This is a genomic window from Kitasatospora sp. NPDC093102, from assembly GCF_040683915.1.
Lineage (GTDB): Bacteria > Actinomycetota > Actinomycetes > Streptomycetales > Streptomycetaceae > Kitasatospora.
The window spans coordinates 16,345-40,606 of sequence record NZ_JBFBFA010000035.1 but is presented as its reverse complement, the minus strand read 5'-3'; the positions used below and the strand labels follow the sequence as shown (position 1 = coordinate 40,606).

21 protein-coding genes and 2 tRNA genes are annotated in these 24,262 nt (G+C 71.5%); 16 read left to right on the top strand and 7 right to left on the bottom strand.

The genetic code is table 11. The annotated features are described in order from the left end of the window. The first annotated feature begins 169 nt into the window (after positions 1-169). A complete protein-coding gene (locus AB0O11_RS30130; RefSeq protein ID WP_363393277.1) occupies positions 170-802 on the top strand; it encodes a DsbA family protein in 633 nt (210 codons plus the stop codon). 80 nt (positions 803-882) lie between these two features. On the opposite strand, the gene AB0O11_RS30125 is transcribed toward AB0O11_RS30130, so the two are convergent. Beyond that, a complete protein-coding gene (locus AB0O11_RS30125; RefSeq protein ID WP_363393368.1) occupies positions 883-2,190 on the bottom strand; it encodes an amino acid permease in 1,308 nt (435 codons plus the stop codon). Positions 2,191-2,573: 383 nt separating this feature from the next. Here AB0O11_RS30125 and AB0O11_RS30120 point away from each other — a divergent pair, with 383 nt between their 5' ends. The 4 genes from AB0O11_RS30120 (at position 2,574) to AB0O11_RS30105 (ending at position 5,962) form a co-directional block, all read left to right on the top strand. After that, positions 2,574-3,173 (top strand): biotin transporter BioY, encoded by a 600-nt coding sequence (locus AB0O11_RS30120; protein WP_363393274.1) that lies wholly within the window; start codon positions 2,574-2,576, stop codon positions 3,171-3,173. Positions 3,174-3,232: 59 nt separating this feature from the next. Continuing rightward, complete coding sequence (locus tag AB0O11_RS30115) at positions 3,233-3,718, top strand: ribose-5-phosphate isomerase (RefSeq protein WP_363393271.1); 486 nt, start codon at positions 3,233-3,235, stop codon at positions 3,716-3,718. A 343-nt stretch (positions 3,719-4,061) separates the two neighbouring features. After that, complete coding sequence (locus tag AB0O11_RS30110) at positions 4,062-5,288, top strand: PP2C family protein-serine/threonine phosphatase (RefSeq protein WP_363393268.1); 1,227 nt, start codon at positions 4,062-4,064, stop codon at positions 5,286-5,288. Positions 5,289-5,764: 476 nt separating this feature from the next. Next, complete coding sequence (locus AB0O11_RS30105; protein WP_049648957.1) at positions 5,765-5,962, top strand: hypothetical protein; 198 nt, start codon at positions 5,765-5,767, stop codon at positions 5,960-5,962. Between the two features lie 33 nt (positions 5,963-5,995). Here AB0O11_RS30105 and AB0O11_RS30100 read toward each other — a convergent pair whose 3' ends face one another. After that, positions 5,996-6,787, bottom strand: coding sequence for a DUF6348 family protein (locus AB0O11_RS30100; RefSeq protein ID WP_363393265.1), 792 nt, complete (start codon positions 6,785-6,787; stop codon positions 5,996-5,998). Positions 6,788-6,976: 189 nt separating this feature from the next. Here AB0O11_RS30100 and AB0O11_RS30095 point away from each other — a divergent pair, with 189 nt between their 5' ends. Then, positions 6,977-7,534, top strand: coding sequence for a hypothetical protein (locus tag AB0O11_RS30095; protein ID WP_363393262.1), 558 nt, complete (start codon positions 6,977-6,979; stop codon positions 7,532-7,534). 87 nt (positions 7,535-7,621) lie between these two features. Here the strand turns inward: AB0O11_RS30095 and AB0O11_RS30090 are convergent. Continuing rightward, positions 7,622-7,692 (bottom strand) — tRNA-Gly (locus AB0O11_RS30090). A 192-nt stretch (positions 7,693-7,884) separates the two neighbouring features. Here AB0O11_RS30090 and AB0O11_RS30085 point away from each other — a divergent pair. From AB0O11_RS30085 to clpX, 5 genes are all read left to right on the top strand, one after another. Beyond that, positions 7,885-7,958: transfer RNA gene (locus AB0O11_RS30085), tRNA-Pro, on the top strand. Positions 7,959-8,265: 307 nt separating this feature from the next. Then, positions 8,266-9,657: a trigger factor gene (gene tig, locus AB0O11_RS30080; RefSeq protein WP_363393259.1), complete on the top strand. Its 1,392-nt coding sequence runs from the start codon at positions 8,266-8,268 to the stop codon at positions 9,655-9,657. 279 nt (positions 9,658-9,936) lie between these two features. Beyond that, positions 9,937-10,545, top strand: coding sequence for an ATP-dependent Clp protease proteolytic subunit (locus AB0O11_RS30075; RefSeq protein ID WP_363393366.1), 609 nt, complete (start codon positions 9,937-9,939; stop codon positions 10,543-10,545). A 56-nt stretch (positions 10,546-10,601) separates the two neighbouring features. Beyond that, positions 10,602-11,264, top strand: a complete 663-nt coding sequence (locus tag AB0O11_RS30070) for an ATP-dependent Clp protease proteolytic subunit (protein ID WP_224277476.1) — start codon at positions 10,602-10,604, stop codon at positions 11,262-11,264. 279 nt (positions 11,265-11,543) lie between these two features. Next, complete coding sequence (gene clpX / locus AB0O11_RS30065) at positions 11,544-12,833, top strand: ATP-dependent Clp protease ATP-binding subunit ClpX (RefSeq protein ID WP_045696864.1); 1,290 nt, start codon at positions 11,544-11,546, stop codon at positions 12,831-12,833. A gap of 73 nt (positions 12,834-12,906) precedes the next feature. Here clpX and AB0O11_RS30060 read toward each other — a convergent pair whose 3' ends face one another. Beyond that, the gene (locus AB0O11_RS30060; RefSeq protein ID WP_363393256.1) at positions 12,907-13,665 is read right to left on the bottom strand and encodes a hypothetical protein; all 759 of its coding nucleotides are present in this window, start codon (positions 13,663-13,665) and stop codon (positions 12,907-12,909) included. Between the two features lie 176 nt (positions 13,666-13,841). Here AB0O11_RS30060 and AB0O11_RS30055 point away from each other — a divergent pair, with 176 nt between their 5' ends. Together AB0O11_RS30055 and AB0O11_RS30050 are read left to right on the top strand one after the other, a co-directional pair. Further along, on the top strand, positions 13,842-16,481 hold the full coding sequence (locus tag AB0O11_RS30055; RefSeq protein ID WP_363393254.1) for a valine--tRNA ligase: 2,640 nt from the start codon (positions 13,842-13,844) through the stop codon (positions 16,479-16,481). A gap of 300 nt (positions 16,482-16,781) precedes the next feature. Continuing rightward, positions 16,782-17,306 carry a hypothetical protein gene (locus AB0O11_RS30050; protein WP_224277480.1) on the top strand — a complete coding sequence of 175 codons (525 nt, stop codon included), beginning with the start codon at positions 16,782-16,784 and terminating at the stop codon, positions 17,304-17,306. Between the two features lie 28 nt (positions 17,307-17,334). On the opposite strand, the gene AB0O11_RS30045 is transcribed toward AB0O11_RS30050, so the two are convergent. The 3 genes from AB0O11_RS30045 to AB0O11_RS30035 all read right to left on the bottom strand — a co-directional run bounded on the left by AB0O11_RS30045 (position 17,335) and on the right by AB0O11_RS30035 (position 21,679). Continuing rightward, positions 17,335-18,870 (bottom strand): glycosyl hydrolase family 18 protein, encoded by a 1,536-nt coding sequence (locus tag AB0O11_RS30045; protein WP_363393251.1) that lies wholly within the window; start codon positions 18,868-18,870, stop codon positions 17,335-17,337. A gap of 145 nt (positions 18,871-19,015) precedes the next feature. Then, on the bottom strand, positions 19,016-20,182 hold the full coding sequence (gene wecB / locus AB0O11_RS30040) for a UDP-N-acetylglucosamine 2-epimerase (non-hydrolyzing) (protein ID WP_363393364.1): 1,167 nt from the start codon (positions 20,180-20,182) through the stop codon (positions 19,016-19,018). Between the two features lie 63 nt (positions 20,183-20,245). Next, positions 20,246-21,679, bottom strand: coding sequence for a glycosyltransferase (locus AB0O11_RS30035; protein ID WP_363393249.1), 1,434 nt, complete (start codon positions 21,677-21,679; stop codon positions 20,246-20,248). Between the two features lie 217 nt (positions 21,680-21,896). On the opposite strand from AB0O11_RS30035, the gene AB0O11_RS30030 reads away from it, so the two are divergent. From AB0O11_RS30030 to ndk, 3 genes are all read left to right on the top strand, one after another. Further along, entirely contained in the window at positions 21,897-23,255 is a 1,359-nt protein-coding gene (locus AB0O11_RS30030) for a folylpolyglutamate synthase/dihydrofolate synthase family protein (RefSeq protein WP_363393362.1), read from the top strand. A gap of 1 nt (position 23,256) precedes the next feature. Further along, positions 23,257-23,607, top strand: coding sequence for a DUF4233 domain-containing protein (locus AB0O11_RS30025; RefSeq protein WP_363393246.1), 351 nt, complete (start codon positions 23,257-23,259; stop codon positions 23,605-23,607). Positions 23,608-23,715: 108 nt separating this feature from the next. Continuing rightward, on the top strand, positions 23,716-24,129 hold the full coding sequence (gene ndk / locus AB0O11_RS30020) for a nucleoside-diphosphate kinase (RefSeq protein WP_224277488.1): 414 nt from the start codon (positions 23,716-23,718) through the stop codon (positions 24,127-24,129). Positions 24,130-24,262 lie beyond the last annotated feature (133 nt).

Below are 24,262 nucleotides of genomic sequence, written 5' to 3'. Positions count from 1 at the left end.
GCGCGGGGTGTGCTCCGCGCACGCGGGGCCATCCTTTCACGCCCCGTGTCGTCAGTACCATTGCACAGGCCGCCGCGCCAGGACCGGAATCAGCGGTGTCGGGCGGGTGTTGGGGTTGCCGGGGTGGAACACCTCCCTGCCTCGGACCACTCACGAAGGACGACACGCAGTGACGACTGCCGCTGACCGCAAGACCGCCGACTTCTGGTTCGACCCGGCCTGCCCGTGGGCGTGGATGACCTCCCGCTGGCTGATCGAGGTCCAGCAGCTGCGTCCGGTCGACGTGCACTGGCACGTGATGAGCCTGTCGGTGCTCAACGAGCACCGGGACCTCCCGGAGAACTACCGGGAGATGCTGGACAACGCCTGGGGCGCGGTGCGGGTCTGCACCGCCGCCGCCGAGCAGCACGGGCCGGAGGTGCTCGGCCGGCTCTACACCGAGCTGGGCGTGCGCTTCCACAACCAGGGCCTGCCGCAGAACCGGGAGACCATGACGGCGGCCCTGGTGGCAGCGGGCCTGCCCGCCGAGCTGGCCGACGCGGCCGGTACGGACGCGTACGACGAGGCCCTGCGCGCCTCGCACAAGGAGGGCATCACCCTGGTCGGCGAGGACGTCGGCACCCCGGTGATCGCGGTCGAGGGCGTGGACGGCGAGCGGGTGGCCTTCTTCGGCCCGGTGGTGACCCCGGCCCCGAAGGGCGAGGCCGCGGCCCGGCTGTGGGACGGCACCCTGCTGGTGGCCTCCACCCCGGGCTTCTACGAGATCAAGCGCACCCGCACGGCCGGCCCGTCGTTCGAGTAGTCCCGGGGGAACGCCTCCGGAAAAGCAGCAGGGCCCGGTACCGATCGGTGCCGGGCCCTGCCGCGCGCGGGACGGGAAGGTCAGCGCGGGGCGGCGTCCCGGCGCTGCTTGAGCAGCCCCGCGACGATGAGCGCCGTGACCAGCACGCCGGCCGCGTACAGCTGCTCGCGGTTGCCCTCGGTGGTGGTCATCAGGGCGAGGATGCCGGCCACCGCGGCCATCGCGATCCAGGTCAGGTACGGGAAGCCCCACATCTTCACGGTGAGCAGCTCGGGAGCCTCGCGCTCCAGCCGGCGGCGCATCCGCAGCTGGACCGCGCAGATGAACAGCCAGACCACCAGGATCGCCACGCCGGTGGTGTTCATCAGCCAGGTGAACACCGTGTCCGGCCAGAACTTGGCGGCCAGCACGGCGCCGAAGCCGAACAGACAGGAGGCCAGCACGGCCCTGCGCGGCACCCCGCCGCTGACCTTGGCCAGCGCCTTGGGGCCCTGGCCGCGGCCGACCAGCGAGTACGCCATCCGGGAGGCGCCGTAGATGTTGGCGTTCATCGCGGACAGCAGCGCGACCAGCACCACCACCTGCATGATCGTTCCGGCCGCCGGCACCCCGAGGTGGCGCAGCACGGTGACGTACGGGCCGTCGGCGACGACCGCCGGGTCCTTCCAGGAGACCAGGGTGACCACCAGGGCCATCGAGCCGATGTAGAAGATCGCGATCCGCCACACCGCGGTGCGCACGGCGTTGGCGACGTTCTTCTTGGGGTCCTCGGACTCGGCGGCGGCGATGGTCACGGTCTCCAGACCGCCGTACGCGAAGACCGAGGCGAGCAGGCCGACGATCAGCCCCTCGACGCCGTTGGGCAGGAAGCCGCCCTGGCCGGTGAGGTTCGTCGTGCCGGGGGCACCGGGGCCGAGCACGCCGGCGATGCCGAGCCCGCCGAGGACCAGGAAGGTGACGATCGCGGCGATCTTGATCGCGGCGAACCAGAACTCGAACTCGCCGAAGTTCTTCACCGCGGAGAGGTTGCTGGCGCAGAAGAAGGCCATGAACAGGCCGACCCAGACCCAGGCGGAGACGCCGGGTATCCAGCCGTTGACGATCTTCCCCGCGGCGGTGGCCTCGGCGGCGACGCCGCAGCACAGCATCACCCAGTACATCCAGCCGGCCGTGATCCCGGCCCACGGGCCGATCTCCTTCTCGGCGTGCACCGAGAACGATCCGGAGGCGGGACGGGCGGCGGACATCTCACCGAGCATCCGCATGATCAGCATGACCAGGAGGCCGGAGAGCACGAACGCCAGGATGATCGCCGGCCCGGCGGCCGCGATGCCGGCGCCGGAGCCGACGAAGAGGCCCGCGCCGATCACGCCGCCGAGGGCGATCATGGACAGGTGGCGCTGCTTCAGCCCGTGGGAGAGCTGCTGGCCACCCGAAGCCGGCGCTGCGGCCGGCTGGGTGCCGTCAGGGGTCCCGGTCGCCGGAGGCGCGGAAGTGGGGGCCATAGGGGTGGTTCCAGACTGTGCGGTATGCGGCATGAGCTGTCCAATATCCGGCGACACCCCTGTCCATGCCAAGAATGTTCGATAGGGGCTCATCATGCGGACCGCGCCGAAACCCACCGTGACCGTGCTGTGACCTGGAGTCGTTCAGGGCCGGTTCCGACAACGCCCGAGGGCGGGGGTTTGTCCGAAACCGTGCCGTTCGCCCAGTGGATCACCGCGTAGGTTCACAGGTGTTCACTCACCTGGACTCTCACGGAGGAGCCCCGATGGCCACTGCCACCACCCCGATACCGCGCCGCGCCGTCCTCGCCGACCTGCTGCCCGCCGCCTCCACCCGCCTCGGTGCCCAGGCCCGCGACCTGGCCCTGGTGGCCGGCGGCGCCGCGCTGACCGGCCTGGCCGCCCAGCTGTCGGTGAACGTGCCCGGCTCGCCGGTGCCGGTCACCGGCCAGACCTTCGCCGCCCTGCTGGTCGGCACCGCGCTCGGCGCCCGCCGCGGCGTCGCCTCGCTCGTGCTGTACATGCTGGCCGGCATGGCGGGCCTGCCCTGGTTCGCCGAGGGCACCTCGGGCTGGGCGATGGCCTCCTTCGGCTACGTGCTCGGCTTCGTCCTCGCCGCGGCCCTGACCGGTGCGCTGGCCCGCCGCGGCGCCGACCGCACCCCGGTCAACACCGTCGTCACCATGGTCCTCGGCAGCCTCGCCATCTACGCGGTCGGCGTCCCGTACCTCGCCCTGTCGCTGCACGTGTCGCTCGCCCGCGCCGCCGAGCTCGGCCTCTACCCGTACCTGGTCGGCGACGCCCTCAAGGCCGCCTTCGCCGCCGGCGCCCTGCCGCTGGCCTGGAAGCTGCTCGGCCGGCGCTGACCCACCCCGCCGGCGCCCCGTTGTCGGGCCCGGGTGCACGCGCATGCCACACTCATGGCATGCGCGTGTACCTGGGCTCCGACCATGCCGGATACGAACTGAAGAACCACCTCGTGGAGTGGCTCAAGGGGGCCGGCCACGAGCCGGTCGACTGCGGGCCGCACATCTACGACGCCGAGGACGACTACCCGCCGTTCTGCCTGCGCGCCGCCGAGCGCACCGCCGCCGACGAGGATGCCCTGGGCATCGTGATCGGCGGCTCGGGCAACGGAGAGGCGATCGCCGCCAACAAGGTCAAGGGCGTCCGGGCCGCGCTGGCCTGGAGCGTGCAGACCGCCGAGCTCGGCCGTCAGCACAACAACGCCAACGTGATCTCCATCGGCGGCCGCATGCACACGCTGGAGGAGGCCACCAAGTTCGTCGAGGTCTTCCTCGACACCCCGTACAGCGGCGAGCCCCGGCACACCCGCCGGATCGAGATGCTGAGCGAGTACGAGACCACCGGCGAGCTCCCGCCGATCCCGGCCCACCACCCGCAGGGCTGATCCCGCCACCCGTCCTTCCCGGCGGCCGGTCGCACGCTCCCGTGCGACCGGCCGCCGCCGTCTCCGGGAAGCGCCGGAAAGCCCCCGGGGGCCGCACGACCGGCCCGGAACGGCCCCGCGCCGCCTGTGGGATCGGCCACAGGCCACGGCGCGCGGACGCCCCCGCGCGCGGGGCGCACGCGCCGCCCGCACGGTTCGTAGGCCCAATCCGCGCACGACTCCTGACGGCACGCCCGCAACCGTTCCGATCGGCCGAAACCTGCTGCACGCCCCGCGCTCCGGCGCCCGTGTCCGCCCCCGGCCCGTCGACGCCGGGCGGTGCCCGTGGATAGGGTCGGACCCCATGGCTGGCAGAGCGCCGGGCACACCGCCCCAGACGACTGCGACGAGGCCCGGCGCCGCCCCGGCGTCCGAGTCCGTGACGGCCCGGTTGCGCAAGAGGGTCCGCCGGGTCCGCCGAAGGCTGCGCACGGCCGGTGTGGACTACTTCCGCGGAGGCGCCGCCGACTGGCCCGTGCTCTGCGCGCTCGCCCTGCTCGTCCCGCTGCTGATCCTGCTCAACATCTGGTTCCCCGACTGGGCCCCGCCCACCTCCCTGGTCCTGCCGATCCTGGCCGGCGCCCTGCTGCTGCGCCCCGGCAGCCTGGTGGTGCTCTACGCGCTGGCCGCGCTCGGCCTCTCCTCCGAGTCCGTGATCCACACCGGCCAGCGGGTCGCCAGCGACAACCCCGAGGCCTACCTGTACGGCGTGACCCCGGGCGCCGCCCTGGTGGTCGGCGCCGCCGGAGTGGGCGGCCTGCTGCTCGCCCAGTTCCGGGCCCGGGTCGGAGTGCCCTGGTGGGGCGGATCCACCATGCTGTTCGACCTGCGCGAGCGGCTGCGGGTGCAGAGCCGGGTGCCCGAGCTGCCGGACGGCTGGCACGCGGACATGGCGCTGCGCCCGGCCGGCGGCCAGTCCTTCTCCGGGGACTTCGTGGTCGCCGCCCGCACCGGCCCTGGCCAGCGGCTGCTGGAGGTGGTCCTCGCGGACGTCTCCGGCAAGGGCATGGACGCCGGCTCCCGCGCACTGCTGCTCTCCGGTGCCTTCGGCGGACTGGTCGGCTCGCTGCCCGCGCACGACTTTCTGCCCGCCGCCAACGGCTACCTGCTGCGCCAGTCCTGGGAGGAGGGCTTCGCCACCGCCGTCCACCTGGTGCTGGACCTGGACACCGGTGAGTACGAGCTGCTCTCCGCCGGGCACCTGCCGGGCATGCAGCGGCTCGCCGGGGAGGGGCGCTGGGAGGTCCAGCAGGCCGACGGCCCGCTGCTGGGGATCTACGACGGTGCCAAGTTCGAGGGCGTGCGAGGCCGGCTGAACCGGGGCGACGTGCTGATGCTGTGCACCGACGGCATGGTCGAGGCGCCGGGCCGGGACCTCGCGGAGGGCATGGACCGGCTGATGGGGGAGGCGGACCGGCTGGTGCCCGGCGGCGGACCCGGCACGGGCACGGGCGCCGCGGCCGCGCTGATCGAGACGGTCGCCCGGGACATCAACGACGACCGCGCCGTGCTGCTGATCTGGCGCGACTGACGCCCCCGCCCGGCACATGCCGCGGGCAGCCGCCGCTGTCAAGCCTGGCAGCTGATCTTCAGCCAAATCGGACGCCCCGTCGACTGACCGGACCAGCAGCTTCCGCTACCCGCCCGCGGCCGTTTTCCGGCCGCTCAGCACGGCCCCGCCGATGATTCGTCAAGACGCCTCCGCTATCGTCCCGGTCGGCGGAAAACCGTCTCGCATCGCAGGATATCGGCGTTGGGCTGACTGTCAGACCTTTACGCAATCGGCACGGTCGACCACACTGAGTCCGGGCGGGACTGTTCAGGATTCGGGGGATGGGGGCGTCAGGTGCGACACGACAGAAAGCGGTCCGCCGTGGGCTCCCTCACCGGCGGTGTGCCGGACGGTCCGCGATTCCGCCTCGGGACCGTCGGACAGGCCGGGGTCCGGCTTTCGCAGGTGTCGCCGGGCGGTGGCACCCCGCTATGAAAACGAGGAAGTGAGTCCGGGTGGCACTCTCCGTCTCCGCACTGGTCCTGTTCGCGATCCTGTGCATCATCTTCATCCGCAACAAGCAGATGAAGATCCCGCACGCGATCGTCGCCGCCCTGTTCGGCTTCATGCTGCACGAAACCACGGTCGCGACCTCGATCAACTCCCTGCTGGCCAACCTCGCGCACAGCATCTCCGGCATCACCGGCGGCTGATCCGGCCGGGCCGTCCGCACCCCCGTCGAAGGGTCACCGGCCGGCCCGTCTGGCCTCCCGCCAGCGAGCGAACAGTCCCCGGGGGCGTGCCGCCGCCGGGGCCGGGACACGCATCGGTGCGGGTGCCCCGGCACCCGCCGACGCGGTCCGTCCCGGCATGGTCGGCTCGGCCGTCAACAGCACGAACAGCCGCGCCCAGCACAGCCGTTCCCCCCGTGGCCAGTCCAGAGCACGCAGCGCCGCCGACGCCGCCTCCGACACCTCGCCGCCCACCCGGACCTCGGCGACGTCGTCCCCCGCCTTCCCGCCCAGGAAGAGCTTGACGCCCACCGGCCCGGGCCCGGTCAACTCCCCGCGCAGCGCGGGCGCCAGCGCCGGCAGCACCCGGTGCTCGGCCAGCCAGGTCGCCAGCTGCTCGTTGCCGAAGCCGAACACCGCGGCCGGCCCCTGCACCGCGTGCCAGCCCGGGAGTTCGGGCACGTCCGGGCGGTCGGCGTGCACCCCGCGGCCGTCCGCCAGCTCGACCAGCACCGAGGCGGTGGTGGTCGCCCACATCTTCACCGCGTTGGCGAGCTTCTCCTCCTCGGTCTTGCCGAGGCCGGCCGCGCAGTCCCACACCACCGGGGCGTCCGCCCGGCCCAGGTGCAGCACGAAGCCGAGGTCCACGTGCCCGGCGCCGTCGTCCCCGGGGTGCTCGCGGACCGCCACCGCCGTGGTGCCGGGGCCGCGGACCACCTCGCCCTCCGGGTGGAACACCTGGCCCAGTCGCGCCATCTCCCGCACCACACAGCGCTGTATGACGGCCAGTCGCTCCTGCGGACGCACCGGGACTCCTCCACCTCGGGAGCGCGGCAGTTGAGGTCGCGCTCGAACTGCACTCGACGCCGCCGAGGCTATCGGCCCGACAGCCCACCGGGAAACCGTCCGGACCCTACGGTCCTCCGGTCGCGGAAAAGTCCTGAATGCCCCATTTTGGGCAGCGGAACCTGAAGGCCGTCCGCCCGGAGGACCCGCATGCCCCGCACCACCGCCCCGCCCCCGCCCGTCCTCCTCGCCCCCGGGCCGTCTCCGCTCGGCCCCGCCGGCTCCGGGCTGGTCGCCGAGATCGAGGCCTACCTCGCCTCGCTGCCCGCCCCGGCGCGCACCCCGCGGCCGTACGCCTGCCCGTACGGCCGCACCCTGCGGCCCTGGCAGGCCGGCCACCCCGAGCCCCGGGCCACCCTGCTCGACCGGGCGCTGGGCCGCCCGGCCCGCCCCGTCCCGGTCAGCGCGGCCGACCACCTCGGGCTCGCCTCCCGCTACATCGGGGCGCACGGCTGGCTCCAGGGCGCGATGTGGGACGCGGCCGGCCGGGTCTGCCTGCTCGGCGCGCAGGCCGCCGTCCTGGCGCACGGCTACGGCACCCCGGCCACCGTGCGCACCGCCCGGGTCCAGCTGATGGAGGTGCTGCACGCCACCGGCCGCCCGGCGCGCTCCCCGGACGAGTACAACGACCGCCCGACCACCCGGGAGAGCGACGTCCACCGGCTGCTGGACCGGGCCGCCGCCCGGGCCGCCCGGCTCGGGCTCTGAGATCCGGGCTCCGGGGTCCGGGCGCTGCGGGGACCCCGGAAACGCCGGCGGCCCCGGTGTGCTGAGCACACCGGGGCCGGACCGGAGAGCGGGCGACGAGAATCGAACTCGCGTGACTAGTTTGGAAGACTAGGGCTCTACCATTGAGCTACGCCCGCGCGACCCCCCAGCCGTGACCGGCCGGAAGTTCGGGGAACAGCGTACCTGGTCCGGCCGCCCGAGTGCACACCGCATTGCGCACACCCCCCGCGCGCCCGCGCGGTATGTGCGGTATGTGCCGCTCGTCGCGCCCGCGCGGATCAAGTCGGCGAGCCGTGCAGGCCCGGCGTGTACGCTTCCTCTCGGCACCACGGGGTGTGGCGCAGTTTGGTAGCGCGTCCGCTTTGGGAGCGGAAGGTCGTCGGTTCGAATCCGGTCACCCCGACAGTGCGGCAGGGTCTCGCCCACCGGGGCGGGGCCCTGTTCTGTGTCGAAAAGCTTCCTGACGGCGATACGGTGGCGTCTGGCGTCCGCCTTTCGTGGTACCGGTAGGATGGGGCGCTGGCGGTAGTCCCTGTGGCGTCCACCCAGGTCAACCGCACGAGGGCGAGGAGTCAAGCTCACCGTCCACCCCACGGGAGATGCAGCTCCAACCGCCCATCGCCCGTCTCGTCCGACCCCCCTTCCGGCTCCGGCCGGACGACGGGGACGGGCGGAGACAACCTGACCGCAAGCCCATAGGAGACCTAACCGTGAAGAGCGCCGTCGAGACTCTGAACCCGACCCGGGTTCGACTCACCGTCGAGGTGCCCTTCGAGGAGCTCAAGCCCAGCCTCGACGCGGCGTACAAGAAGATCAACCAGCAGGTCTCGGTCCCGGGCTTCCGAAAGGGCAAGATCCCGAACCGGGTCATCGACCAGCGCTTCGGCCGTGGTGCCGTGCTGGAGGAGGCCGTCAACGACGCCCTGCCGCGCTTCTACACGCAGGCCGTCGACGAGGGCAAGATCGAGGTCCTCGGCCAGCCCGACATCACCAACATCGAGGGTGTCGAGACGATCGCCGACGGCGGCGACCTGAAGTTCACCGCCGAGGTCGACGTCCGCCCCGAGATCACCCTGCCGGAGTTCTCCTCCATCGAGGTGACCGTCGACCCGATCGCCGTCTCCGACGAGGACGTCGAGAAGTCGCTGGAGCAGCTGCGCGAGCGCTTCTCCTCGGTCAAGGACGTCGAGCGCGCCGCCGCTGTCGGCGACATCGTGGTCGTGGACCTGGTCGCCAAGGTCGACGGCGAGGTGCCGGAGGACGGCACCGCCAGTGGCGTCAGCTACGAGATCGGCTCGGGCCGCCTGATCGACGGCATCGACGAGGCCGTCGTCGGCCTGTCCGCCGGCGAGGAGAAGACCTTCGAGACCGAGCTCAAGGGTGGCACCCAGGCGGGCAAGACCTCCGAGGTCACCGTCACCGTCACCACCGTCCAGGAGAAGGAGCTGCCCGAGCTGGACGACGAGTTCGCCCAGCTGGCCAGCGAGTTCGACACCCTGGAGGACCTGCGCGCCGACTCCCGCAAGCGCCTGGAGCGCATGAAGGAGTACGACCAGGCCACCCAGGCCCAGGAGAAGGTCCTGGACGCGCTGCTCGCACTGGTTGAGATCGAGTACCCCGAGAAGCTCCTCAAGGACGAGGTCGAGACCCGCAAGCACAACGTGGAGCACCACCAGCTCCAGCCGATGGGCCTCACCGTCGACTCCTACCTGGAGACCCAGGGCAAGACCCGCGAGGAGTGGGACGCGGAGATCGAGGAGCAGGCGAAGAAGGGCATCAAGACCCAGTTCGTCCTGGACCAGATCGTCGCCAACGAGGAGCTGGGTGTTAACCAGGAGGAGCTGACCGAGCACCTCATCCGCCGCGCCGCCGGCTCCGGCCTCACCCCGGACCAGTTCGCCCAGCAGGTCGTCCAGGGCGGCCAGGTTCCGCTGCTGGTCGGCGAGGTCGCCCGCGGCAAGGCGCTGGCCACCGTGGTCGAGGCCGCCAAGGTCGTCGACACCGAGGGCAACGAGATCAACTTCGACGACGAGGACGAGGCGGCCGAGACCGTCGAGGCCGCCGCCGAGGAGACCTCCGCCGAGGAGAAGACCGAGGCCTGAGTGCCCCGGTAGCCCCTTCGGGATGCAGCGGGCCCGGACGCCGTACGGTGTCCGGGCCCGCTGTCGTCCCGCCGGGGGCCGCCGCGACCCTGCGCTCACAGCGAACAGTTCTGCGTGAGGGATTCTGCGGCCCGGCCTGCGCGTTAGGGTCCTTGGACAGCAACAATCACGACGTGATACCCGGACGCTGTGCGACACCGCGACGGCCGTGGAGCGACCGTCCAAATCGACTGAGCAGGTGGCTAAGTGACGTTCCCGCAGATGCAGATGCCTGGCCCGATGGCGCCGCACGCCGCCGCTGGTGACGTGCTCGGCGGTCTTGGCGACCAGGTTTACAACCGGCTGCTCAACGAGCGGATCATCTTCCTCGGCCAGGCGGTCGACGACGACATCGCCAACAAGATCACCGCGCAGCTGCTGCTGCTGGCCGCGGACCCGGAAAAGGACATCTTCCTCTACATCAACTCCCCGGGCGGCTCGATCTCGGCCGGCATGGCGATCTACGACACCATGCAGTACATCAAGAACGACGTCGTCACCATCGCGATGGGCATGGCGGCCTCGATGGGCCAGTTCCTGCTCACCGCGGGCGCCCCGGGCAAGCGCTTCTCGCTGCCGAACTCCACCATCCTGATGCACCAGCCCTCCGCGGGCCTCGGCGGTTCCGCCACGGACATCCGGATCCAGGCCGAGCAGCTGCTCCGCACCAAGAAGCGGATGTCCGAGCTGATCGCCCACCACAGCGGCCAGTCCTTCGACCAGATCACCGCAGACTCCGACCGCGACCGCTGGTTCACCCCGGAGGAGGCCCTGGAGTACGGCCTCATCGACGCGATCATGCACAGCGCCGCGGACGTCCCCGGCGGCGGCGGCACGGGCGCTGCCTGAGCCTCGGCCCGGCCCGCGAGACCACAGCCCCAACGCCCCGGAGGACAAGGACCCCCATGAACATCCCCAGCCTGTCGGCCGCCAAGGCCCGCGTCGAGGACATGCGCGCCGAGGGCCGCTACATCGTCCCGCGCTTCGTCGAGCGCACCACGCAGGGCATCCGCGAGTACGACCCGTACGCCAAGCTGTTCGAGGAGCGCATCATCTTCCTCGGCTCGCAGGTCGACGACGTCTCGGCGAACGACATCATGGCGCAGCTGCTGTGCCTGGAGTCGATGGACCCGGACCGCGAGATCCAGATGTACATCAACTCGCCCGGCGGCTCGTTCACGGCCCTGACGGCCATCTACGACACGATGCAGTACGTGAAGCCGGACATCACCACGGTCTGCATGGGCCAGGCGGCCTCTGCCGCGGCCGTGCTGCTCGCCGCCGGCACCCCCGGCAAGCGGATGGCGCTGCCGAACGCCCGCATCCTGATCCACCAGCCGTACACCGAGACCGGCCGCGGCCAGGTGTCGGACCTGGAGATCCAGGCCAAGGAGATCTTCCGGATGCGCGAGCAGCTGGAGGAGATGCTCTCCAAGCACTCCAACAAGACGGCGGAGCAGGTGCGCGACGACATCGAGCGCGACAAGATCCTCACCGCCGAGGAGGCCGTCGAGTACGGCCTGGTCGACCAGATCATCACCACCCGCAAGACCTCGCTGACCTCCTGAGGTCGGCTCCCTCCTGGCCCACGACCGGGTCGGAGGGGCCCATCGGGGCGGGGTGCGCACGCGGGTGCGCGCCCCGCCCCGGCCCATCGGCGGGCCCGTGCGACGGCATCTGTTCGGTATCAATTCGCCCAGGGCGTAGGGCAGACCTGGCGAAGAGGCCGGAATCACGGGCCCGGCAGAGTACCGTCGGATAGCGAGACCGAGCGCCGTCGGCGTTGACGGTCCACAGCACCAGGCCCCGGAACCCCTGCGGGGCCCCTGGCGAAGGGGAAGCACCTCGTGGCACGCATCGGAGACGGTGGCGACCTGCTCAAGTGCTCGTTCTGCGGCAAGTCGCAGAAGCAGGTGAAGAAGCTGATCGCCGGCCCAGGCGTGTACATCTGCGACGAGTGCATCGACCTGTGCAACGAGATCATCGAGGAGGAACTCGCCGAGACCTCCGAGGTGCGCTTCGAGGAACTCCCGAAGCCGCGCGAGATCTACGAGTTCCTGGACCAGTACGTGGTCGGTCAGGACCTCGCCAAGAAGGCGCTGTCGGTGGCCGTCTACAACCACTACAAGCGTGTCCAGGCCGGCGAGGCGGGCCGCAGCGGCGGCAACGGCCGCGAGGACGCCATCGAGCTGGCCAAGTCCAACATCCTGCTGCTGGGCCCCACCGGCTCCGGCAAGACGCTGCTGGCGCAGACCCTGGCCCGGATGCTGAACGTGCCGTTCGCGATCGCGGACGCCACCGCGCTGACCGAGGCCGGCTACGTCGGCGAGGACGTCGAGAACATCCTGCTCAAGCTGATCCAGGCGGCCGACTACGACGTCAAGAAGGCCGAGACCGGGATCATCTACATCGACGAGATCGACAAGGTCGCGCGCAAGAGCGAGAACCCGTCGATCACCCGGGACGTCTCCGGCGAGGGCGTGCAGCAGGCCCTGCTGAAGATCCTGGAGGGCACCACCGCCTCGGTGCCGCCGCAGGGCGGGCGCAAGCACCCGCACCAGGAGTTCATCCAGATCGACACCACCAACGTGCTGTTCATCGTCGGCGGTGCGTTCGCCGGCCTGGAGCGGATCATCGAGGGCCGCGCGGGTGCCAAGGGCATCGGCTTCGGTGCCAACATCCGCTCCAAGCGGGAGTCGGACGCCAGCGACCACTTCCGCCAGGTGATGCCCGAGGACCTGGTGAAGTTCGGCATGATCCCCGAGTTCATCGGCCGTCTGCCGGTGATCACCAGCGTGCACAACCTGGACCGCGAGGCGCTGCTCCAGATCCTCACCGAGCCGCGCAACGCGCTGGTCAAGCAGTACCGCAAGCTGTTCGAACTGGACGGCGTGGAGCTGGAGTTCTCCCGGGACGCGCTGGAGGCGATCGCCGACCAGGCGATCCTGCGCGGCACCGGCGCGCGCGGGCTGCGGGCCATCATGGAGGAGGTGCTGATGTCCGTGATGTACGAGGTCCCCTCGCGCCAGGACGTCGCCCGCGTGGTGGTCACCGGCGACGTGGTCTCCAAGCACGCCATCCCCACCCTGGTGCCGCGCGACATGATCAAGCGCGAGCGCCGGGAGAAGAGCGCCTGACCCGAGGCCTTCGCACGGGGAGGGGCCCCGCACCGGATCCGGTGCGGGGCCCCTTCGTCGCTGCCGCGTGGTCCTACTTCGCGACCTCGGCCGCCGCGCGCAGGTCGCGGGTCTCGACGGCGAGCTTGTCCAGGTCGGGCTGGGCGCCCTCGTCCGGCATCCGCATCACGATGACGAGGCTGCTGCTGTCGGCCCAGGCACACATGCCGATGCTGCCGTCGGCCTCGACCATCACGCCGCACTCCATGGTGCCGCCCTTGGGGCCGGCGTCCACGGTGCGCCGGTCGGTGACCTTCGTGCCCGCACCCGCCGCGCCCTTGAAGGCCTGGTCCAGCTCCTGCTTCGGCATGAGGACCTTCCCGTAGGCCCCGACCGCGATGAGCTGCGGCTCCGACTGCGCGTTCTCGTACATGCCGGCCACGCCGACGGGCTTCCAGTTGCCGTCGCCCTTGCCGATGCTGTCGGTCATCGCCTTCTCCATGGCGGCGGTGACGGTGCTGTCGCTGCTGAGCTTGAGGTCCTTGAAGGCGGCCGGCAGGACGACCTTCTGGGTGCCCGCGTTGCTGGCCACGTTCCAGGCGAAGTACGCCAGCGTGCCGCTGCCCAGGAGCAGGACGGCGCCGAGGGTGCCGAGCACGATCCACAGCGTCTTGCGGGACTTGCGCGGCGGCGGTACCGGCGCGTAGGCGGCGTACCCGGGGTAGCCGGCCTGGTCGGGAGCAGGGTGGCCGGGCTGGCCGGGCTGCCCGTACGGCGCCTGCGGCGGCACGGGCGCGCCGTAGGGCGGGTTGGGGGACGGCGCCGGGGCACCGTAGGGGGTCTGGTCGGTCACTTGGCAACCTTCGTGGCGTCGCGGACGGTCCGGTGGTGTGATGGTCGTACCGGTCCACCGGACGAGTGCCCGGGCACGCTACCGCACGGCGCCGGACCGGGGTCCGCCCGGGAGCCGCCGGTCCGCGGACCGAAAGCGGTTCGTGACCCTCGTCCCGGTTACGTAAACTGTGCGTCGTGACCGACACGACGAACCAGCGCCCCGTGAGCACCTTTGCCGGGGACGAAGCAGCAACCCTCCCGACGACCTACACCCCCGCGGACGTAGAGGGCGAGCTGTACGAGCGCTGGGTGGACCGTGGCTACTTCACCGCGGACGCGAAGAGCGACAAGCCCGCGTACACCATCGTCATCCCCCCGCCGAACGTCACCGGCGTCCTGCACCTGGGCCACGCCTTCCAGCACACGCTGATGGACGCGCTGACCCGCCGCAAGCGCATGCAGGGCTTCGAGACGCTCTGGCTGCCCGGCATGGACCACGCCGGCATCGCCACCCAGAACAAGGTCGAGCAGCAGCTCGCCGAGGACGGCCTGTCCCGGCACGACCTGGGCCGGGAGGCCTTCGTCGAGAAGGTCTGGGAGTGGAAGAAGAGCTACGGCGGCCGCATCCTCGGCCAGATGCGCCGCCTCGGCGATGGCGTGGACTGGTCGCGCGAGCGCTTCACCATGGACGAGGGCCTGTCCCAGGCCGTCCAGACCATCTTCAAGCGGCTCTTCGACGACGGCCTGATCTACCGCGCCGAGCGCATCATCAACTGGTGCCCGCGCTGCCTCACCGCGCTGTCCGACATCGAGGTGGAGCACGAGGAGGTGCCGGGCGAGCTGGTCTCGATCCGCTACGGCGAGGGCGACGACTCGATCATCGTCGCCACCACCCGGGCCGAGACGATGCTGGGCGACACCGCGGTGGCCGTCCACCCCGAGGACGAGCGCTACAAGCACCTGATCGGCCGGACCATCAAGCTGCCGCTGACCGACCGTGAGATCCCGGTCGTCGCGGACGAGCACGTCGACCCGGAGTTCGGCACCGGCGCCGTCAAGGTGACGCCCGCGCACGACCCGAACGACTTCGCCATCGGCCAGCGCCACGGCCTGCCCAACCTGACCGTCATGGACGAGCGCGGTGCGATCACCGTGCACGGCCCCTTCCTCGGCATGGACCGGCTGGAGGCCCGCTCGGCCGTCGTCGGCGCGCTGCGCGAGCAGGGCCGGATCGTCGCCGAGAAGCGCCCGTACATGCACGCGGTCGGCCACTGCTCGCGCTGCCACACGGTGGTCGAGCCGCGGCTGTCGCTGCAGTGGTGGGTCAAGGTCGAGCCGCTGGCCAGGGCCGCCGGCGACGCCGTCCGCGACGGCAAGGTGGAGATCCACCCGAAGGAGCTGGAGCGCCGCTACTTCGACTGGGTCGACAACATGTACGACTGGTGCATCTCGCGCCAGCTCTGGTGGGGCCACCGGATCCCGGTCTGGTACGGCCCCGAGGGCGAGGTCGTCTGCGTCGGTCCGGACGAGCAGCCGCCGACGGGCGAGGGCTGGGTCCAGGACCCGGACGTCCTGGACACCTGGTTCTCCTCCGGCCTGTGGCCGTTCTCCACGCTCGGCTGGCCGGAGCGGACGCCGGACCTGGAGAAGTTCTACCCGACCGACGTCCTGCTGACCGGCCACGACATCATCTTCTTCTGGGTCGCCCGGATGATGATGTTCGGCCTGTACGCGATGGACGGCGAGGCGCCGTTCAAGACCGTCGCCCTGACCGGTCTGGTGCGCGACGAGTTCGGCAAGAAGATGTCGAAGTCCTCCGGCACCGCCGTGGACCCGCTGGACTGGATGGACGCCTACGGCGCCGACGCCGTCCGCTTCACCCTGGCCCGCGGTGCCAACCCGGGTGCCGACGTGCCGATCGGCGAGGACTGGGTCAAGGGCTCGCGCAACTTCTGCAACAAGATCTGGAACGCGACCCGCTTCGCGCTGATGAACGGCGCCACCGTCGAGGGCCCGCTGCCCGCGCCGGAGGAGCTGACCGCGGTCGACCGCTGGATCCTGTCGCGGCTGAACGCCACCGTCGCCGAGGTGGACGCGCTGTACGACGACTACCAGTTCGCCAAGGCCACGGACGCGCTGTACCACTTCGCCTGGGACGAGGTCTTCGACTGGTACGTCGAGCTCTCCAAGACCACCCTGGCCAAGGGCGGCCCGCAGGCGGACGCCTCGCGCCGGGTGCTCGGCGAGGTCCTGGACATCACGCTGCGGCTGCTGCACCCGGTCGTCCCGTTCGTCACCGAGGCGCTGTGGACCGCGCTCACCGGCGCCGAGTCGCTGGTCGTGGCCGAGTGGCCGAAGGACGGCGGTTACCGTGACGCGGCCGCCGAGTCGGAGATCGCCACGCTCCAGCAGGTGGTCACCGAGGTCCGCCGGTTCCGTTCGGACCAGGGCCTCCAGCCCGCGCAGCGCGTTCCGGCCCGGCTGGAGCTGGCCGGCACCGTGCTGGCCGTCCACGAGGACGCGATCCGCTCGCTGCTGCGGCTGACCGTCCCCGGGGAGGGCTTCGCGGCCACCGCCTCGCTGCCGGTCGCCGGGGCCACCGTCGCGCTGGACCTCTCGGGCACCATCGACGTCGCGGCCGAGCGCAAGCGCCTGGCCAAGGACCTCGCGGCCGCCGAGAAGGAGAAGGTCCAGACCACCGCCAAGCTCGGCAACGAGGCGTTCCTCGCCAAGGCGCCGGACGAGGTGGTCGCCAAGATCCGGGGCCGCCAGGAGGCCGCCGAGGCCGACATCGCCCGGATCACCGCCCAGCTCGCGGCACTGCCGCAGGGCTGAGCCGCCGGCCCGACTGCAGGGGCCGTACTCCGCGACGTGCGGGGTGCGGCCCCTCGGCGTTTTCCGGGGCGCTGCTTCCGGGGTCGCTTTCGCTACGCCTAATAGCCCAGCCGTATTGCTCCCTTCCGGCGAATTATCATCCTGCGACCGGGTGGGGTCCTATTCCGAGCGAATTGATTCCGGTCTTGCCCGCGCGCGTTCGCGGAAGTTTGCAGGTCCGCTGTGTACGGTGTGCACGGAGTTTCCGAATGGGCGTTTCTGCTGAGCGTTTCCGCTGAGCGGCGGACGGGAGGGCATGGCGTGGTGGTGACCGAGGAGTTGGCCGACGAACTGCCTGCCGAGGCGGTCGAGGAGGCCAAGGCCAGGGCGGCGACCCTGCTGCTCGCGTTCCGGCACGGCAACCAGATCGCGTTCGACCACGAGCTGGACCTGCTGTTCGCCGAGCACGCCGAGCGCGAGGTGGCCACCCTGCTCACCTGGATCGCCGCCGAGGCCGTCCGCAAGGCGTACGCCCCCGAGGTCGGTGACAAGGTGCTGCGGGCGATGGCCCGGCGCGCCCCGGCGGACACCGGTGGGGTCGAGGTGGACGAGGAGACCGCGAACGCCGCCCAGCTGATCGAGGCGGTGGCGGCCGGCGAGGTGGCCGAGGTCCGCGGCCTGGTGGCGGCGACCCCGGACACCACCTTCCTGCTCGGCGGTCTGCTGCAGGGCGTCGCGATGATGCTGCCGTTGCTGCCGGAGGGCGAACTGGCCGAGATCACCGCCGAGTTGCGCCGTCGGCGCGGCGGCGCCGCGCACGTGCCCGAGGCCCGGGCCGGCGTCTGAACCCGGCCCGGGCGGTGAAGGGGCACAGTTACGGCATGGCGTGCAGGTGCGAACCGATGGTGCCCGCGACCGGGTTGCCCGCCTTGGCGTCCCAGTTGGTCGACCAGGTCATCGCGCCGCCGATGCCCGGCCACGTGGTGTCCGGCTTGTAGCTGCCGCAGTTGGTGCCCGAGGCCAGACAGTCCAGTGCGTTGTCGACCGTGCCGGCGGTGATGTACCCGCCGCCCGCGGCACTGGTGGAGGCCGGCACCCCGAGGCCCACCTGGTCGGGCCGCAGCCCGCCCTTGAGCTGGATGCAGGCCAGCGCGGTGAGGAAGTTCTCGGTGCCCTGCGAGTAGACGTTCCCGTCGCAGCCGTTCATCGCGCCGGAGTTGTAGTACTGCATGTTGACGATGGTGAGGATGTCCTTGACGTTCAGCGCCAGCTTGAAGTACTCCGTGCCGGTCGACTGCATGTCGATCGTCTGCGGCGCCATGGTGAGGACGAACCCGCTCCCCGCCTTTGCCGCCAGGGCGTGCAGCGCCTGGCCCAGGTAGGTGGAGCTGATGCCGTTCTCCAGGTCGATGTCGATCCCGTCGAAGCCGTAACTCTGCATCAGCGCCCAGGCGGTGGCGGTGAAGTTCGCGGCGGAGGCGGAATCGCCCACCCAGACCGTGCCGTTCTGCCCGCCGACGGAGAGCACCACCCGCTTCCCGGCCGCCCGCTTGGCCGCGATGTCGGCCTTGAACTGGGCGTCGGTGTAGCCGCCGAGGCGGGAGGAGAGGGTCGGGTCGAGGGTGAAGCTCAGGCCGCCGCGGGTGGCGGTGGCGTCCGCGAAGGAGACCGCGATGATGTCGTAGGCGGCCGGGACGTCGCTGATCCGCTGGACGGTGGCGCCGTTGTCGAAGTTCTGCCAGTAGCCGGTGAGGATGTGCTTGGGCAGGCCCGGGGGCTTGGTCGGGGTCGACGTCGCGGTGGCGGTGGGGCTGCCGGTGTCCGTGGCGGTGGCCGTCGGAGTCGGCGAGGCGGTGGTGGTGGCGGTCGGGCTCGGGGACGGCTGCGGTCCGCCGGGCCCGAACAGCGAGACGTCGTCGGCGGCGAAGGCCGGCTGCCCGTACCAGCCGTGCAGGTAGACGGTGACGCTGGTGGTGCTCGGGCCGGTGGTGAAGCTCGTGCTCAGCTGGGTCCAGCCGGTGCCGGAGGTCCAGGTGCTCGGATCGGTGCCGCCGGTGCCGCGGGCGCCCAGGTAGACGTACGAGCCCTGGACCCAGGAGCTCAGGGTGTAGGAGGAGGAGGGCTTCACCGGGACGGTCTGGGTGCACTCGCCGGTGTCGCCCGCGCCCGGGGTGGACTGCAGGGCGTACGTGCCGGAGTGGGTGGTGGTGCTCTGGACCGTGCCGTTCGAACAGGTCCAGCCGGACAGGTTCCCGGTCTCGAAGCCGCCGTTGGTGATCAGGTCGGTGTCGGCGGCGTGGGCGCCGGTGCCGCCGGCCAGGGCGAGTCCGCCCAGGCCGATGACCAGGGCGCTCGCTCCGGCGAGGAGGGAGTGGACGGCGCGCGGGCGCCGGTGTCGGGCAGGTGGCATGACTCCGTCTCCAGTGGGGGAGGCCCGGCGGCGCCTCGTGGGGGAGGAACGCCGTCCGGGGTGTCGATGGTGGCGTGCGGGAGCTACCGACAACTCAAGTCCCGGTCGGGAACGGAGACTTGCCTCACAAGGTGGAGTAGACCAATTAGGCTGTCAAGAGGACCTGGGAGGCCCGTGGCACGGTCCGGTCCGCGTCGGCCCCTTCCGGCTCGGCGATCGCCGTGGTCAGCGCGGCGATCCGGGCCGAGGCCAGGCCGTCGCCGTACGGGCTCGGGGTGGCCGCCAGCCGGGCGAGCCGCTCGGGGGTGTCGGAGAGCCAGGCGCGGGCCAGGGTGCCCAGCTCCTCGCCGGGCTGCACCAGCGCGGCGAAGCCGGCCGCCATCGCCTCCGGGCGCTCGGTGGAGCGGCGCACCACCAGCAGCGGGCGGCCGAGCACGGTGCACTCCTCCTGCACGCCGCCGGAGTCGGAGACCAGCAGCGCCGCGTGGCTCGCCAGGCCCAGGAAGTCGCCGTAGCCGACCGGGCCGGTGGCGGCCAGCCGCTCCAGCAGGCCGTCCAGACCGAAGCGCTCGACGGCGGCCCGGGTGCGCGGGTGCATCGGGAACAGCACCGGGGTGCCGGCCCGGGCGATCCGGTCCAGCTCGGCGAGCACCGCGCCGAGCGCCTCGGCGGTGTCGGTGTTCTCCGGACGGTGCACGGTGGCCAGCACGTACCCGTCCGGGCTCAGCCCGTGCACGGCGAGCAGCGTGGTGCGGGCGGCCGCGTCCGGCAGCTGACGGCGGACCACCTCGACGACGGTGTTGCCGGTGAGCTCGATCCGGGCCTCGGCCAGCGACTCGGCGCGCAGGTTGGCGACGTTCTCCCCGGTGGCGGCGCAGAGCAGGTCGGAGACGTGGTCGACCATCACCCGGTTGTGCTCCTCGGGCATCGCCCGGTCGTAGCTGCGCAGCCCGGCCTCGACGTGGATCAGCGGGATCTCCCGGGCGTTGGCGGCCAGCGCCCCGGCCAGGGTGGCGTTGGTGTCGCCCTGGACGACCACGGCGGCGGGGCGGTCCTCGGCGAAGGCGGCGTCCAGCTGCCCCAGCGACTGGGCGATCTGGCCGGCCCGGGGGCGGCCGCCGACACCGGTGAGCAGCTCGGGCTCGGGCAGGTCGAGGTCGCGCAGGAAGCGGCCGGACATCGCCTCGTCCCAGTGCTGGCCGGTGTGCACCAGTCGCGTGGCGTCGCCGAGCTCGTGGATCAGTGGGGCGAGCTTGACCAGCTCGGGACGGGTGCCGAGGACGACGGCGACGCTGGACGGGGGCAGGCACATGCTCATGCGGGGGCTCCGGTGGGGCGTGGGGCGGAGGGGAGGCGCGAGGGTGGGGCGGCAGTCTCAGGACTCGAGTGCGGTGGGGGCGCCGAGGGCGACCTTCTCGGCGTTGCGGCGGGTCTTGGCCCAGCCGTTGCGGCCGAGCAGCATCCGGACGGCGGCCCGGACGGCGACCACGAACAGGTGGTAGGCGTAGAGCCAGACCAGGAGGCCCCAGAGCAGGCCGGTGAGCCGGCTGCGGTCGGCGTGGACGAGCCGGCGGTAGGCGAAGCCCCAGAGGACCATCGGGAGCGCGGCGAGCACGAAGACGAGCAGCATCAACGGGCCGAACCTGAGCTGGAACTCGGCGGTCTCCTCCGGGAAGAGCACCAGACCCGCGCCGGTGATCCCGAGCGAGAGCGGGAAGAGCAGCACCAGCAGCACGCAGACCACCGGCTGGAGGAAGGTGTACAGCACCTCGGCCTTGCCGGACACCGTGTAGTGCGGCGAGCGCAGCACCCGGCCGGTGTAGCGCAGGCACTGCATGTTGCCCTGGGCCCAGCGGGTGCGCTGGGTGAGGAAGCGGCGCAGCGAGATCAGGCCCTCCTGGGAGACCTGGGCCTCGGTGACGTGGGTGAGCCGCCATCCGGCCAGCCGCAGGTCGAGGCCGGACTCGTAGTCCTCCAGCAGGGCGCGCTCCGGCCAGGGGCGGCCGGCCCGGCCCTCCTCGGCGGTCAGCGAGTCGAGGGCGGTGAGCCGGACGAACTGGCCGTTGCCGCCGAGGCCGACGCTGCCGGTGCGGCGGCGCAGCAGCTGCATGCCGGCGTTGTTGGCCTGGAACTCGACGTCCTGCATCCGCACCAGTGCGCGGGCCAGGGCGTTGGCGGCCCGGCCGCGTCCGGGCAGCGGGAGTTCGTCGTCGGCGTTGCGCATCCGGACGCCGATCTGGACGGCACCGGTGTCGGGACGGCCGAGCGCCTTGGCGTTGCAGACCTGGGCGAGGGTGCCCGGGTCGAGCTGCCCGTCGGCGTCGACCACGCCGATCACCACCCGGGAGCGGTCGGTGCCCTCGGGCAGCCAGGCGGAGATCTCCCGGTAGGCCGCGTTGAGGGCGGCGCCCTTGCCGATCCGGGCGTGCGGGCGGCGGCGCTGGACCAGGTGGACCCGCGGGTCGTGGGCTGCCGCGGCGAGCACCAGCTCGCGGGTGGCGTCCTCGCTGTCGTCGTCGATCACCCAGAGGTGGGCCTCGGGCGCGCTGCCCCGCAGGCCGTCCAGGGTCTGGGCGACCACGGCCTCCTCGTCGCGGCAGGGGATCACCAGGTGCCACTGGAAGGCGGTGGGGTCGCCGGGCTCGGCGGGGCGGTTGTGCCGGAAGGCGTGCCGGGAGCCCGCCCAGTACACGAGGAAGCGTCCGAAGACCAGGGCCATGTAGCCGACGAGCGCCAGGGAGATCAGTCCGGCGACCCAGACGACGGCGTCCTGGCGAAGCACGATCCACTCGTGCAGGGCGTCAGGCATGGCGCAATGCTCCTCATGATCAAAGGTTGAAGGCTCCAGTGGGTTGCGAATCGATGCTTCATTGCGGTTCAAATCGCTAAATCGATAGTAAAGGGGGGAAACTAGGTGATCATGGCAAAGAAGGGGCAAAGTGGTCGTTCTCACCCCGTGAGGAAGACCCGTCGGGGCTCCGTAGACTGTGGTCGTGAGCGACAAGGCCGACCCGAACCCGTACACCATCCGCCCCGCCGACGGCGGCACCGGCGACGCCCTGCGCGACGTCGAGGTGGAGCTCTCCAAGCGCTGGCCGGAGAACAAGCTGGAGCCCTCGCTCGACCGGATCGAGGCGCTGATGGACATCCTGGGCCAGCCCCAGCGGTCCTTCCCCTCCATCCACGTCACCGGCACCAACGGCAAGACCTCCACCGCCCGGATGATCGAGCAGCTGCTCAACACCTTCGAGCTGCGCACCGGCCGCTACACCAGCCCGCACGTGGAGTCCGTCACCGAGCGGATAAGCCTGGACGGCGCCCCGATCACCCCCGAGCGCTTCGTCGAGGTCTACCGCGACATCGAGCCCTACGTGCAGATGGTCGACGCGGCGCAGCCGGTGCCGATGTCCTTCTTCGAGGTGCTGACCGGCATGGCCTACGCGGCCTTCGCCGACGCCCCGGTGGACGTCGCCGTGGTCGAGGTCGGCATGGGCGGCTCCTGGGACGCCACCAACGTCATCGACGCCGCCGTGGCGGTGATCACCCCGATCGGGCTGGACCACACCGACAAGCTCGGCGAGACCACCGGCGAGATCGCGGTCGAGAAGTCCGGGATCATCAAGTCCGGCTCCGTCGCCGTCGTCGCCCAGCAGCAGCTGGACGCCGCCCAGACCATCCTGCGCCGCGCCGTCGAGGTGGACGCCACGGTCGCCCGCGAGGGCATGGAGTTCGGCGTGATCCGCCGCGAACTCGCCGTCGGCGGCCAGCTGGTGACGCTGCGCGGACTCGGCGGCGAGGAGTACGAGGACATCTTCATCCCGCTGCACGGCGAGTACCAGGCGCACAACGCGGCCCTGGCGCTGGCCGCGGTCGAGGCCTTCTTCGGCGTCGGCGGCGCGCGCGGCGGCCAGCTGGACGTGGAGAAGATCCGCCAGGCCTTCTCCGGCGTCTCCTCGCCGGGTCGCCTGGAGGTCGTCCGCCGCAGCCCCACGATCGTCCTGGACGCCGCGCACAACCCGCACGGCGCCCGCGCCACCGTGGCCGCGCTCACCGAGTCCTTCGGCTTCACCCGGCTCGTCGGCGTGATCGGCACCTCCGGGGACAAGGACGTGGCCGGCGTGCTGGAGGCCTTCGAGCCGATCCTGGCCGAGGTCGTCATCACCCAGAACTCCACCCACCGCGCGATGGACGTCGACGCGCTCGCCGCCCTGGCCGTCGAGGTCTTCGGCGAGGACCGCGTCCAGGTCGAGCCCCGGCTCGACGACGCCATCGCCGCCGCCGTCACCCTCGCCGAGGAGGAGGGCGACCTCGGCGGCGCCGGGGTGCTGGTCACCGGTTCGGTCATCACGGTGGGCGAGGCCCGCCTGCTGCTCGGGAGGAAGTGACATGAGGACGCTCTGTTCCTCGACGCTGATCGGCGAAGCGCTGTTGATCATGTTCGCGGCGCTGGTCGCGACGCGGCTCTCCGACGTCTCCAGCGGGGAGATCTGGACGGTCAGCGGCATCGCGATGGCGCTGTGCGTCCTGCTCTGCGGCATGATCAACCGCCCCGGCGCGGTGCAGATCGGCTGGGCGCTGCAGATCGGCCTGATCGCCAGCGGCTTCATCCTGCCGAGCATGTTCGGCCTCGGTGTGGTCTTCGCCGGCCTGTGGTGGTGCTCCGTGCACTACGGCCGCAAGGTGGACGAGTTCAAGGCCGCCCGGGCCGCCGCCGAGGCCGCCGCGGTACAGGTCTGAGGCCCGGACCGGCGGACCGACACGCCGTGTACGCAAGGTAATCTCTGCCTTGTCGGCACCGCTTGTCGACCCGACTGTCTGCCGAACCGAATCCCCAGGAGACGCACCGTGTCCCAGCGCACTCTCGTCCTGCTCAAGCCCGACGCCGTCCGCCGTGGCCTGGCCGGCGAGATCATCAGCCGCATCGAGCGCAAGGCCGGCTGGCGGTTCGCCGCGATCGAGCTGCGCACCTTCGACCGGGCGACGCTGGAGCAGCACTACGCGGAGCACGTGGGCCGCCCGTTCTACGAGCCGCTGCTGGAGTTCATGACCTCCGGCCCGTCGATCGCGCTGATCGTCGAGGGCGAGGAGGTCGTCAAGGGCATCCGCATGCTGGCCGGTGCCACCAACCCGCTGGAGGCCGGGGCCGGCACCATCCGCGGCGACTACGCGACGATCACCCGCGAGAACCTGATCCACGCCTCCGACTCCCCGGAGTCCGCCGAGCGCGAGATCAAGATCTTCTTCCCCGCGCACGCCTGACCCGGACCGGGCGACACACCCGGCAGGACCAGGGGTGAAGCACCGGGAGGACCGGTGCGGGACACCCGGAGGACGTTCGTACCGCCCCGGTCGGGACCATTGGCCCGGCCGGGGCATTCTTATCGTGAAATAG

Coding starts and splice junctions, on each gene's coding strand:
- AB0O11_RS30125 (WP_363393368.1), bottom strand. CDS start 2,190: ATGATCGCCCTCGGCGGCGTGATCGGCGCGGGCCTCTTCGTCGGCTCC.
- AB0O11_RS30120 (WP_363393274.1), top strand. CDS start 2,574: ATGGCCACTGCCACCACCCCGATACCGCGCCGCGCCGTCCTCGCCGAC.
- AB0O11_RS30115 (WP_363393271.1), top strand. CDS start 3,233: ATGCGCGTGTACCTGGGCTCCGACCATGCCGGATACGAACTGAAGAAC.
- AB0O11_RS30110 (WP_363393268.1), top strand. CDS start 4,062: ATGGCTGGCAGAGCGCCGGGCACACCGCCCCAGACGACTGCGACGAGG.
- AB0O11_RS30095 (WP_363393262.1), top strand. CDS start 6,977: ATGCCCCGCACCACCGCCCCGCCCCCGCCCGTCCTCCTCGCCCCCGGG.
- AB0O11_RS30075 (WP_363393366.1), top strand. CDS start 9,937: ATGGCGCCGCACGCCGCCGCTGGTGACGTGCTCGGCGGTCTTGGCGAC.
- AB0O11_RS30070 (WP_224277476.1), top strand. CDS start 10,602: ATGAACATCCCCAGCCTGTCGGCCGCCAAGGCCCGCGTCGAGGACATG.
- AB0O11_RS30045 (WP_363393251.1), bottom strand. CDS start 18,870: ATGCCACCTGCCCGACACCGGCGCCCGCGCGCCGTCCACTCCCTCCTC.
- wecB (WP_363393364.1), bottom strand. CDS start 20,182: ATGTGCCTGCCCCCGTCCAGCGTCGCCGTCGTCCTCGGCACCCGTCCC.
- AB0O11_RS30035 (WP_363393249.1), bottom strand. CDS start 21,679: ATGCCTGACGCCCTGCACGAGTGGATCGTGCTTCGCCAGGACGCCGTC.
- AB0O11_RS30025 (WP_363393246.1), top strand. CDS start 23,257: ATGAGGACGCTCTGTTCCTCGACGCTGATCGGCGAAGCGCTGTTGATC.